The following is an 11,863-nucleotide window of genomic DNA, read 5'->3' as shown; positions in this document are numbered from 1 at the left end:
GCGGCCGACCGGCCGCGTTCCGGTACACGTACGAGGTCGCAGCGTCGCGATCGAACCCGACGCGCGGAGCGACCGCTTCTTGGAAGGAAGATTGATGCGCAAGCACATGACACTCGGCGTCGTGGTGGCGTCGGCACTGCTCCTCGCCGCCTGCGGCGGCGACCCGGAGCCCGCAGAGACCGCGGAGACGTCTCCCGGCGCGGCCGGTGACGGAGCGGGCACGGAGCTGGTCGTCTGGTCCGACGCCGAGCGTGCGGAGGCCATCGCGAACGCCGCGGAGGGCTTCGAGGCCGACACGGGCGCGACCGTCACGGTCGTGCAGAAGAACTTCGAGGACCTGCGCGCCGACTTCCTGGCCCAGGTCCCGACCGGCGAGGGCCCCGACATCACCGTCGGTGCGCACGACTGGCTCGGCGAGTTCGTGGAGTCGGGCGTCGTCGACACGATCGACCTGGCCGACCGCGCTGCCGACTTCGAGCAGGTGACGCTCGACGCGCTCACCTACGAGGGCCAGCTCTACGCGCTGCCGTACGCGCAGGAGGCCGTCGGCCTCATCCAGAACGTCGACCTCGTCGGTTCCGAGGCTCCGGCCACGTGGGACGAGCTGATCGAGATGGCGACGGACGCCGGCTTCGAGGACCGTCCGTTCGTCCTCTACACCAACGGTGCCGAGGGCGACATGTACACGTCCTACGCCTTCCAGACGTCGTTCGGGGCCCCCGTGTTCGTCCAGGACGAGGCCGGCTCCTACACGAGCGAGGTCGGTCTGGGCGGCGAGGGTGGCCTCGCCTACGCCGAGTGGATCTCGGAGAACGGTCGTGAGGGCACCGGCTACTTCACCGACACGATCGACTACGACATCGGCAACGAGCTCTTCGCCACGGGTGAGACGCCGTTCATCGTCCAGGGCCCCTGGACCATCCCGACCTACCAGGACGCGGGCGTCGAGGTCGCCGTGAACCCGATCCCGGCGGCCGGTGGCGAGACCGCCGCCCCGTTCGTGGGCGTGCAGGGCTTCTACCTGTCGTCGCAGTCCTCGAACGCGCTGCTCGCCAACGAGTTCCTCGCGAACTACCTGGCCACGGACGAGGCGCAGCAGGCCCTGTACGACGCCGACCCGCGCATCCCGGCGCTGACGGCCGTCGCCGAGTCGGTCGCCGACGACCCGGTCATCGCGGGCTTCCTGGCCTCGGCGCAGAACGGCGTGCCGATGCCGAACATCCCCGAGATGGGTGCGGTGTGGGACTTCTGGAACCCTGCACAGATCGCCCTCATCAACGGTGAGGACCCGGAGTCCGTCTGGACCACGATGGTGGAGAACATCGAGAGCACGATCGGGGGCTGACGCCCTCGTCCCCGGGGGTGGGGCCACCAGGCCCCACCCCCACCCATGATCGACACAAGGAGCCCAGATGTCCGTCGGCCAGCAGCGCGCGGAAACCGCGCCGAGCTCCCCGGCCGTGCCCCCGGAGTCCCACGCCCGCAGCTGGAAGGGCCCGGGGTGGGGGTTCGTCGCCAAGCTGCTCCTCATGATGCTCGTCAACGCCGTCGGCGTCGCGGCCATCCTGTCCGCCTACAACGTGGGCTCCTGGGTGATCCTCGGCGTCCTCGTCGTCCTGCTGGGCGTGGCGGACTGGATCTACTTCGCGAAGCGCACCATCGCGCTGAAGTACCTCTTCCCGGGACTGCTGTTCCTGGCGACGTTCCAGATGTTCACGCTCGCCTACACGGGGTACGTCGCCTTCACCAACTACGGCACCGGGCACCTGGGCAGCATGCAGCAGGCGGTCGACGCCGCCCTGATCCAGGACGAGCAGCGCGCGCAGGACTCGCCGACCTACCCGCTCTCCGTCGTGCGCGACGGTGACCTGCTCGGCTTCGCCGTGAACGACGAGGGCGTCGTGCGTGTCGGCACCGCGGAGGAGCCGCTCGCGCCTGTCTCTGGCGCGGTCGTCGACGACTCCGGTGCCGCGACCGAGGTGCCGGGCTGGGAGATCGTGCCGCGTGCACAGCTGTTCAGCGACCAGTCGCTGCAGCAGGAGGTCGTGAGCCTGCGCGTCCCGGTCTCCGACGACGCGACCGACGGATCGATCCGTACCCGCGAGGGCACGACCGGCGCGATCTACACCTCGACCCTCGAGTGGGACCCGGACGCGCAGACCATCACCGACACCGAGACGGGGACCGTCTACGCCCCGAACGACCGGGGCAACTTCGTCAGTCCCGACGGCGAACGCCTCGCGGCGGGCTGGTACGTCAACGTCGGGTTCGAGAACTTCGTCCGCGCCTTCACGGACGCCAACTATGCCGAGCCGCTGCTCAAGGTGACGCTGTGGACCTTCGCGTTCGCCATTCTCACCGTTCTGACGAGCTTCGGGCTCGGGCTGCTGTTCGCGATGATCTACAACGACCCACGGGTGCGCGGGCGCAAGGTGCTGCGGACCGTCTTCATCCTGCCCTACGCCTTCCCCGCCTTCATGTCGGCGCTGCTGTGGCGCGGCATGCTGAACGCGGAGTTCGGCGTCGTGAACGAGTGGTTCTTCCTCGGGGCCGACATCAACTGGCTCGGTGATCCGTGGCTGGCGAAGTTCGCCATCCTCTGGGTCAACCTGTGGCTCAGCTACCCCTACTGGTTCCTGGTGACCACGGGCGCCCTGCAGTCGCTGCCGGGCGACACGCTGGAGGCCGCGCGGGTGGACGGCGCCGGGCGCTGGCGGACGTTCCGCTCGATCGTCCTCCCGCTGCTCATGGTCTCGACGGCTCCGCTGGCGATCGCGTCGTTCGCCTTCAACTTCAACAACTTCACGATCATCTACATGCTCACGGGCGGTGGTCCCGCCTTCTCCGGGACGAGCGTGCCGATCGGGTCGACGGACATCCTCATCTCTGCGATCTACCAGATCTCGGGCGTGAGCGGCGGGCGAGCCGACTACGGCCTGGCCAGCGCGCTGTCGATCATCGTGTTCATCGTGATCGGGATCGTCTCCGCGATCGCATTCCGCCAGACCCGCAAGCTCGAGGAGATCTGAGCCATGGCTGTCTCGCAGACCCAGGCGGTGCGCAGCACCAGCCCGCGCAGCAACCGCACGCGCCGCACCCGGTGGTGGGCCGAGGTCGGGTGGAAGTACCCGGTCGCGGTGGTCGTCCTCTTCTACGCGGCGTACCCGCTGGTGTACGCGCTGTCGGCGTCGCTCGACAGCCGCGGTTCGCTGGCCGGCTCGTCGACGCTGTTCCGGAGCTTCAGCCTGGACAACTACCAGGCGCTCGGCGGCACCATGTACTGGACCTGGGTGGGCAACACCCTGCTGATCGGTGGCGCCGCGGCACTCGGCGCCGTGCTCATGGGCGCGGCCGCCGCGTACGCGTTCTCCCGCTTCCGCTTCCGAGGCCGGCGCGCGTCGCTGACCACGCTGCTCATCGTCCAGATGTTCCCGCAGACGGTCGCCTTCGTGGCGGTGTTCCTGCTGCTCATCGCCCTGGGCGAGGTCGTCCCGGCGCTCGGCGTGAACTCCAAGCTGGCGCTGATCTGCGTGTACCTCGGCGGGGCGCTGGGGGCGAACACGTTCCTCATGTACGGCTTCTTCAACACCATCCCGATCGAGATCGACGAGGCGGCCCGGATCGACGGAGCGAGCCACGCGCAGATCTACTGGCGGCTCATCATGCCCCTGGTGACGCCGATCCTGGCGGTGGTCGGCCTGCTGGCGTTCATCTCGTCGTTCGGCGACTTCATCCTCGCGCGGATCGTGCTGACCAGCGAGGAGAACTGGACGCTCGCCGTCGGGATGTACCAGTGGGTCTCCAACCAGCTGACCTCACGGTGGGGGCTGTTCGCGGCCGGTGCGGTGATCGGCTCGATCCCGGTGCTGGCCCTCTTCCTGTCGCTCCAGCGCTACATCGTGGGCGGCCTCTCGGCTGGCTCCGTCAAGGGGTGACCCGGGCCTCGTGAGGCCCGGGCGGACGACCGCGGCGTGCACCCGCACGCCGCGGAGATCGATGCGGATCGCACGATCGACGACGATCGAAAGGACAAGCACATGGGAGTGCGCGCACGACTGAGAGCGGTCACAGCCGTGGCCCTCGTCACCGCCCTGACGGGCACGGGCCTGGCCACCGGAGCCCACGCCGCCGAGGACGAGCCGGTGCCTGCCGGCATCACCGTCCCCCGGGTCGAGGGGATGGGTGACGACTGGATCAACGGTGCGGACTTCTCCACCGTCCTGTCGCTCGAGGAGAGCGGCGTGACGTTCAAGAACTTCGCCGGCGAGGAGGCGGACCTCTTCGAGGTGCTCGCCGAGGCGGGCGTGAACTGGGCCCGCATCCGGGTCTGGAACGAGCCGTTCTCCAGCACCGACCCGACGCAGGGCTACGGTGCCGGGAACGTCGACGCCGCGCGCGCCACGGAGATCGGCCGCCGCGCCACCGAGGCGGGCATGCAGGTGCTCGTCAACTTCCACTACTCGGACTTCTGGGCGCACCCGGGCCAGCAGTACCTCCCCCGCTCGTGGCGGGGGCTGGAGGGCGAGGACCGGGTCGACGCGCTGTACGACTACACGGCCGAGACCCTGCAGACGATGGACGACGCCGGTGTGGACATCGGTATGGTGCAGATCGGCAACGAGACGACCGGCGGCGAGATCGCCGGGACCCGCGGGTGGGCGAACACCGCCGACCTGTTCCAGGCCGGCTCGCAGGCCGTGCGGGACACGCTGGGCGACGACGTGAAGGTCGCCGTGCACTTCACCAACCCGGAGCGCGCGAACCAGTACGCGACCGTGGCCCGCGAGCTCGACCAGCGCGGCGTCGACTACGACGTGTTCCTCAGCTCCTACTATGCGTTCTGGCACGGCACGCCCCAGAACCTCACCGACGTGCTCACGCACGTCGCCACCACGTACGACAAGGAGGTGGCGGTCGCCGAGACGTCGTGGACGTACACGCTCGAGGACGGCGACGGGTACCCGAACGCCGTCGAGGACGCCCGCGGTCCGTACTCGGCGTCCGTGCAGGGCCAGGCCCTGGCGCTGCGCGACGTCATGCAGGCCGTCGCGAACGTCCCCGACGGCAAGGGCCTCGGGACCTTCTACTGGGAGCCGGCCTGGCTGCCGGTCGGCCCGCCGGACCAGCTCGAGGCGAACTGGGAGCTGTGGGAGCGGGACGGCTCCGGCTGGGCGAACCCCGCCTCGCAGGAGTTCTACGACCCGACCGGCGCGCTCGGTGACGAGTGGGCCGACGACTTCGGCGGCTCGGGCTGGGACAACCAGGCACTCTTCGCCTTCGACGGCACCCCGCTGGATTCGCTGCGCGTCTACGAGTACGCCCGCACCGGCTCGGTGGGCCCGCGCGAGCTCGACGCCGTGCGGCCGCTGCAGCTGACCGTCGTCGACGGCGATCCGATCGAGCTGCCCTCGACCGTCGAGGTGTCGTACACCGACGGCACCACCGAGGAGCAGGACGTGACCTGGCAGGGGTCCGCCGCGTGGATCTCCGGGCCGGGCACGTACACCTTCACGGGCACCACCTCGGCCGACCACTCGGCCACGGTGACCGTGACGGTCGTCGGCGACGTCGACGAGGGCGCGAACCTCGTGCTGAACCCCGGCTTCGAGGACGGCGTCGAGCCCTGGACGGGAACCGGGGCCGGATACACGATCAGCAGCACGAACGACCCCTTCGAGGGCAGCCGCTCGACGCACTTCTACTCGGGCAGCCCTTTCACCTTCTCGATCGAGCAGGTCGTCACGGACGTGCCGCCGGGCCAGTACCGGCTGTCGGCCAAGGTCCAGGGCGGGAACGCCGGTTCCGGTGACACCCTGCGCATCGCCGCGAGCTCCGGCATCTCCTCGGTCTCCGCGGACTTCGGGCTCGAGGGGTTCGTGAACTGGCAGACGCCGCAGACCGCACCGCTCAACGTCGGGGCCGACGGCGTGGTGACCGTCTCGGCGAACCTCGCCCTCTCCGGTGGTGCGTGGGGGACGATGGACAACTTCGCGCTCGTCGCCGACGCACCCGCCGCCGAGGTGGACCAGAGCGCCCTCGAGGCGCTCGTGGAGGAGGCGGACGCCGTCGACCGCGACGCCTACACCGCCGACAGCGTGGCGGCGCTCGAGGAGGCCCTGGAGCGCGCGGCGTTCGTCCTCGGCTCCCCGAGCCCGAGCCAGGCGACGGTCGACGGCGCCACGGAGCAGCTCCGGGCGGCGCTCGACGGTCTGGTCCTCGCCGAGGACGAGACCCCCGGGCCGACACCCGGTCCGGATCCCGAGCCTGAGCCTGCACCGACGACTCCCGAGGAGCCCGCCGACGACGAGACGACGGCGACGATGACCCTCTCGGCGAAGACCGTGCGGCCGGGTGACCGCGTCACGGCGACGGTGGAGAACGCCCCCGGCTCGCGGGTCGAGCTCGGTGTGGCCTCGGCGTACCGCGCTCTCGCCACCGCCGCGGTGATCGACGGCGTCGCCACCGCCACGGTGGTCGTCCCGGCCGACCTCGAGGCAGGGACGCACCACGTCCAGGCCCGGGACGCGGACGGTGAGCTGATCGCGCAGGCACAGATCACGGTGCTCGCGCCGGGCGGTCAGCTGGCCGTGACGGGTGCGGCCCTGCTCGGCCTGCTCGGCCTCGCGCTCGGCCTGCTGACCGTCGGCGGTGTGCTGATCGTGCACCGTAGGCGCCGGGCGGCGTGACGACGGCAGTGACACGGCAGTGACACGGCAGTGACACGGCGAGGGGCCCCGACCGAGATGTTCGGTCAGGGCCCCTCGTCGTGTGCGGGTCGGTGAGGTCAGTCCTTCGCCTCGTCCGCCTTCTTCTTGGCCTCGGCCTTGGCGTCCTGGACCGCGTCCTTGGCCTCGGCGGTGGCCTCCTCCGTCGCACCCGCGATCTTCTTCGCGGCGTCGGCAGCCGTGTTCGCGGCCGACGAGCTCGCTGAGCGCGAGCGGGGCGAGGCCTTCTTCGTGGCTTCCTTCGCCTCGGAGACGGCGTCGTTCACACGCTCGGTGAGGTCCTCACGCACCTCGGAGACCTTGCCCGCGACCTTGTCACCGGCCTCACGGCCCTTCGCGAGGGCAGCGCCGGCGGCCTCGCCCACGGCCTCGGCGGCGTCGCCCACGGCAGCACGCGCGTCGTCGAGGGGGTCGCCCGAGGACTCCTGCTCCCAGGGCTCGGCCCACGGGTCGGTGGTGGGCTGAGCACGGCGCCACAGGACGTAGGTGGCCCCGGCGGCGGTGACGCCACCGACGATCCACCAGACCTTCTTGCCCTTGCCCTTCGAGCCAGAGGCGTCGGCGGCCGCGCTGCTGATCGCGGCGAGTCGTGCGTTCGCCTTCGCGGCAGCCTTGTCGGCGCCCTTCGAGGCCTTCTTCGCGACCTTGCCGACGCCCTTGCCCGAGCGCTTCGCGGCCTTCTTCGCTGCCTTGTCGACGCTCTTGCCGGCCTTCTTCGCTGCCTTGTCGAGCCGCTTGCTCGTCTTCTTCACCCCGGTGTCGGCCGCGGCTGCCGTGGCGACGGCGGCCGTGCCCGCGGCGGCCGCAGCGGTGGCCGCCGCGGCGTTGAAGCTGGCGACGATGCGCGGCAGGAGCTCGTCGACGAGCTTGTCGTGCGCGGTGTCGATGGCGGGGGCCGCCTTCTCGGCGGCCTTCTCGACGCGCGGGGCGGCTGCCTGGACGCTCTCCTGCCAGGCCTTCTCCACCTTGGGCGTGAGCCACTCGACGAAGGCCTCGACTCGCGGGGTCCCCCAGTCCTTGGCCTGGCCGGCCAGGTGCACCGCTGACGTCGTCGCCCGTGACCCTGCGTCGCTGAGGACGGCGGCGACGTCGGCCGCCTGGTCCTTGATCTTCTCGGTGTCGATGCTCTCGAGCTTCTCGCCCGCGGTGTGGGCCGAGCGACGGATCCGGTCGGGCATAGGTGACTCCCAGGTCTGCGTGCGGATGGGGCATCTGACTGTTGTTCCACTCTGCCACCACCTCTACCTCGTCGCGAGACCTGACGTCGGTGCGGTGGGGTGAGAGCCTCGTGGTGAGCCTGTGACGAGCGCCCGCACGGACCGGTCCTGACGTGGCCCGTCGGCGCCCACGTGTGAGAATGGGGCCATGTTCGCAACCCTCCACACCACCTCTGGTGACATCCGTATCGAGCTGCTGCCGAACCACGCCCCGAAGACGGTGGCGAACTTCGTGGGCCTCGCCTCCGGCACGAAGCCCTGGGCGGACCCGCGTACGGGCGCCGAGCGCACCGAGCCGTTCTACGACGGCCTGATCTTCCACCGCGTCATCCCCGACTTCATGATCCAGGGCGGGTGCCCGCTCGGCACCGGCACGGGCGGACCGGGCTACGCGTTCAACGACGAGATCCACCCCGAGCTGCAGTTCGACCAGAAGTACCTGCTCGCCATGGCGAACGCCGGCGTGCGCCGCAACCCGGTGACGGGCGAGGCCGAGGGCACCAACGGCTCGCAGTTCTTCATCTCCACCGCCGCCACCCCGTGGCTCAACGGCAAGCACACGATCTTCGGCCGCGTGGCCGACGACGAGTCGCGCGCCGTGGTGGACGCGATCGGGACGACCCGCACGCGCCCGGGCGACCGCCCCGTCGACGACATCACCATCACCTCGGTCACGATCGAGGACTGACCATCACGTCCCCCGCGTACGGGACGCCGTCCGCCCAGCCGGTCCCCGTCTGCCCCCGTCACCCCGAGCGCGTCTCCTACGTCCGGTGCCAGCGCTGCGGGCGTCCGGCGTGCCCCGAGTGCCAGCGGCCCGCCGCGGTGGGGATCCAGTGCGTGGACTGCGTGCGGGAGACCGCCAAGGCTGCACCGCGCACGACGACGGTGCTCGGCGGGCGGGTCCGCGGGGGGCGGCCGGTGGTCACCCTGACCATCATCGGGCTCTGCGTGGTGAGCTGGCTGCTCCAGATCGTCACCGCGGGGGCGTGGACCCAGCAGTGGGCGTTCGCGCCGGTCGTCGGGGCCGAGGAGCCCTACCGCTTCCTCACGGCGGCGTTCCTGCACTCCACCGTGCTGGCGTACGGGATCCTGCCGATCCACATCCTGTTCAACATGTACGCCCTGTGGATCACGGGGCCGTTCCTCGAGCAGACCCTCGGCCGCGCGCGCTTCGTCGTGCTCTACGTGCTGTCCGCCGTCGGCGGGTCGGTGGGCTACCTGCTGCTGGCGGGCGGCCCGACCGACCAGGGCTGGTACACGGCGGTCGTCGGCGCGTCGGGCGCGGTGTTCGGGCTGTTCGGCGCAGTGATGGTGGTCCTCAACCGCCTGGGCCGCAACGCGATGCAGATCGTCGTGCTCATCGGCATCAACTTCGCGATCGGGCTCTTCGTGCCGAACATCGCCTGGGAGGCGCACCTCGGGGGCCTGGTCGTCGGCGCCCTGGTGGGCGCCGGCTTCGCCTACGCCCCCAAGGAACGCCGCCTGCTCGTCGGTGGCGGGGTGAGCGTGCTCGTGGCTCTCGGCCTCGTCGTCGCGACCGTCGTCACGTACGCGTCGGTCCCCGCGTTCTGAGTTATCCCCAGGAGTTACTCACAGGTGTGGAACTACACCTGTGTGACTCGTCACCGCCAGCGGGTGGTGAGTCCGAACCCGGCGATGATGAAGGCGAAACCGACGGCAAGGTTCCAGGCGCCGAGCGCGGGGATCGGGAGCTGGTTGCCGCCGCTGAGGTAGAAGAGCACGATCCAGGCCAGCCCGAAGAGCATGAGGCCGAGCATGGTCGGGACGAGCCAGCGCGGGTTGCCGCCGGGGCCAGGCTGCGTCGCCCTCGGCTCCCGGGGGGCGGAGGGCTTCTTCTTGCGGGACTTCGACTCGGGCACGAGAACGGGCTCCTGTCCTTCGATGACGGCTGCTGCGACCCTCGGGTGCACGAGCCGTGTGGGCTTCGGGTGAATGCCGCGCCCCGTCATGGGAGCACGCCATTCGTCGTCTAGCGTAGTGCGCGCACAGAATAGTCGTGTGCACGGTCCGGCGCAGCGACCTCTGCGGCCCGTCGTGCAGGTGCCCGGTGGTGAGCGGAAGGGGTGATGACATGTCGGTCTCCGTGACGGGACCACAGGCCGGCGAGCCCCAGGGCCCGGCGGCTCCCTCCCGTGCGCGCAGGGTCCGCGCCTCCCTGACGGTGGGGCTCGTGCTCGCGCTCGCCGGTCTGATGTTCGTCTCGAGCGCGCAGCTCGCGCAGGGACGCGAGACCCGACACCCACAGAACCTCGCCCAGCTCGTCGACCGTGAGGGTGACCGGGTGGGTGCGCTCGTCGCCGAGGTCGACACGCTCGCCGCCGAGGTGAACGGGCTCAGCCAGGGACTGGACCAGAGCGCCACGAAGCTCCCCGAGGACCTCGTCACGCGCACGCAGCTGGTCTCGGGCGACCTCGCCGTCACAGGGCCGGGCGTCACGGTCGCGCTCGACGACGCACCGGTCTCGGCCCTCGACGTGCCGGGGGTCCGACCCGACGACCTCGTGGTGCACCAGCAGGACCTGCAGGCCGTGATCAACGCGCTGTGGGCGGGCGGTGCCGAGGCCATGACGCTCCAGGGTCAGCGCGTCACCGCGACGTCCGCGTTCCGGTGCGCCGGGAACATCCTCATCCTCCATGGGCGCGTGTACTCCCCGCCCTACGTCGTGCAGGCCGTCGGCGACCCGGAGAGCATGGAGGCGGCCCTCGACCGGTCTCCCGAGATCGCGATCTACAAGGAGTACGTCGACGCCGTGAACCTCGGGTGGTCCGCGCAGCGGTCCTCCTCGCTCGAGATCCCGCGCTTCGAGGGCAGCACCGAGCTCCAGTTCGCAGAGCTTCCCGACGGAACCGAGGTGTTCTCGTGACGACAGCGTCCACCGATCCGTTCGCGCCCGTGGCGGCCCGCCCCTCCGGCGGCACCGGCACGCCGGACCGGCACGTGCGCCGTCGGCGCGGTGGAGGCGGGTTCTTCTCGACCCTCGTCGGGGTCGTGGGCGAGCTCCTCATCACCGTCGGGGTGCTGCTCGCGCTCTTCGTCGTGTGGCAGCTGTGGTGGACCGACGTGCAGGGTGGCCGCGAGCAGGCGGCGACGATCACCGCCATGGGCTGGGACATCCCCGAGGCCGCGGCGAGCGAGCCAGACCTGCGCCGTGACGACCCGCCCGTCTCGGACGCCCCGGCCGAGGGCGAGCTCTTCGGGCAGCTGTTCGTGCCGCGGTGGGACGGTCAGCGCCAGATCCCGATCGCGGAGGGGACCGACAAGCGCTCAGTGCTCGACCGCGCGTGGGCCGGGCACTACCCCGAGACCGTGATGCCCGGCGACATCGGGAACTTCTCGCTCGCCGCGCACCGGATGACCTACGGCGCACCGTTCCACCGGGTCGAGGAGCTCGAGGTCGGCGATCCGCTCATCGTGCGAGTCGAGGAGATCTGGTACGTGTACCGCGTCACGGAGATGTACCCCGTGCTCCCGCACCAGGTCGAGGTCGTCGCCCCTGTGCCGGGTGAGCCCGGCGCCGAGCCCGGCGACCGCCTGATGACACTCACCACGTGCCACCCGATCGGGCTGAACTCGCTCCAGGAGCGGTTCATCGTCCACAGCGAGCTCGACTACTGGCTCCCGGTCGAGGACGGGATCCCGCCGGACCTGCCTGCCGAGCTCGCCACGTCGGCCGACGCGAGCGGCGCGCCGGTGGACGGCGCGGACACCACGATGCTCGGAGGGCGATGATGTACGGGGCACTCTGGCGGGCGCTGCCCGGGCCGGCCTGGTTGCGGGCGCTGTTCCTGCTGCTGCTCGTGCTCGCCGTGGTGTACGTGTGCTTCGAATGGCTGTTCCCGGTCGTGGCCGAGTACATGCCGTTCAACGAGACGACCGTCGAAGGGACAGGTGGGTAGG

11 protein-coding genes are annotated in these 11,863 nt (G+C 70.6%); 9 read left to right on the top strand and 2 right to left on the bottom strand.

The genetic code is table 11. The features are described 5' to 3' along the window. Window positions 1-94: 94 nt before the first annotated feature. The 4 genes from OHL10_RS11950 (at window position 95) to OHL10_RS11935 (ending at window position 6,686) form a co-directional block, all read left to right on the top strand. On the top strand, window positions 95-1,345 hold the full coding sequence (locus tag OHL10_RS11950; protein WP_265522444.1) for a sugar ABC transporter substrate-binding protein: 1,251 nt from the start codon (window positions 95-97) through the stop codon (window positions 1,343-1,345). A 67-nt stretch (window positions 1,346-1,412) separates the two neighbouring features. Continuing rightward, the gene (locus OHL10_RS11945) at window positions 1,413-3,029 is read left to right on the top strand and encodes an ABC transporter permease subunit (RefSeq protein ID WP_265522443.1); all 1,617 of its coding nucleotides are present in this window, start codon (window positions 1,413-1,415) and stop codon (window positions 3,027-3,029) included. A 3-nt stretch (window positions 3,030-3,032) separates the two neighbouring features. Then, entirely contained in the window at window positions 3,033-3,935 is a 903-nt protein-coding gene (locus OHL10_RS11940; RefSeq protein ID WP_265522442.1) for a sugar ABC transporter permease, read from the top strand. Window positions 3,936-4,073: 138 nt separating this feature from the next. Beyond that, window positions 4,074-6,686 carry a glycosyl hydrolase 53 family protein gene (locus OHL10_RS11935; RefSeq protein ID WP_265522441.1) on the top strand — a complete coding sequence of 871 codons (2,613 nt, stop codon included), beginning with the start codon at window positions 4,074-4,076 and terminating at the stop codon, window positions 6,684-6,686. 98 nt (window positions 6,687-6,784) lie between these two features. Here OHL10_RS11935 and OHL10_RS11930 read toward each other — a convergent pair whose 3' ends face one another. Then, entirely contained in the window at window positions 6,785-7,903 is a 1,119-nt protein-coding gene (locus OHL10_RS11930) for a hypothetical protein (protein WP_265522440.1), read from the bottom strand. A 187-nt stretch (window positions 7,904-8,090) separates the two neighbouring features. Here OHL10_RS11930 and OHL10_RS11925 point away from each other — a divergent pair, with 187 nt between their 5' ends. After that, window positions 8,091-8,630, top strand: a complete 540-nt coding sequence (locus tag OHL10_RS11925) for a peptidylprolyl isomerase (protein WP_265522439.1) — start codon at window positions 8,091-8,093, stop codon at window positions 8,628-8,630. A gap of 152 nt (window positions 8,631-8,782) precedes the next feature. Continuing rightward, a complete protein-coding gene (locus OHL10_RS11920) occupies window positions 8,783-9,517 on the top strand; it encodes a rhomboid family intramembrane serine protease (RefSeq protein WP_322645551.1) in 735 nt (244 codons plus the stop codon). A gap of 50 nt (window positions 9,518-9,567) precedes the next feature. On the opposite strand, the gene OHL10_RS11915 is transcribed toward OHL10_RS11920, so the two are convergent. Further along, complete coding sequence (locus OHL10_RS11915) at window positions 9,568-9,825, bottom strand: cell division protein CrgA (protein ID WP_265522438.1); 258 nt, start codon at window positions 9,823-9,825, stop codon at window positions 9,568-9,570. A gap of 212 nt (window positions 9,826-10,037) precedes the next feature. On the opposite strand from OHL10_RS11915, the gene OHL10_RS11910 reads away from it, so the two are divergent. The 3 genes from OHL10_RS11910 to OHL10_RS11900 are packed head-to-tail and all read left to right on the top strand — an operon-like array spanning window position 10,038 to window position 11,862. Then, window positions 10,038-10,829: a DUF881 domain-containing protein gene (locus OHL10_RS11910; RefSeq protein ID WP_265522437.1), complete on the top strand. Its 792-nt coding sequence runs from the start codon at window positions 10,038-10,040 to the stop codon at window positions 10,827-10,829. After that, on the top strand, window positions 10,826-11,695 hold the full coding sequence (locus OHL10_RS11905) for a class E sortase (protein ID WP_265522436.1): 870 nt from the start codon (window positions 10,826-10,828) through the stop codon (window positions 11,693-11,695). Before OHL10_RS11910 ends, OHL10_RS11905 begins: the two co-directional genes overlap by 4 nt. After that, complete coding sequence (locus OHL10_RS11900; RefSeq protein ID WP_265522478.1) at window positions 11,692-11,862, top strand: hypothetical protein; 171 nt, start codon at window positions 11,692-11,694, stop codon at window positions 11,860-11,862. Before OHL10_RS11905 ends, OHL10_RS11900 begins: the two co-directional genes overlap by 4 nt. The last annotated feature ends 1 nt before the right edge of the window (window position 11,863 follow it).

The sequence above is a fragment of the Oerskovia flava genome, assembly GCF_026163685.1.
GTDB lineage: Bacteria > Actinomycetota > Actinomycetes > Actinomycetales > Cellulomonadaceae > Oerskovia_A > Oerskovia_A flava.
This window is presented reverse-complemented; position numbering and strand designations above follow the sequence as displayed.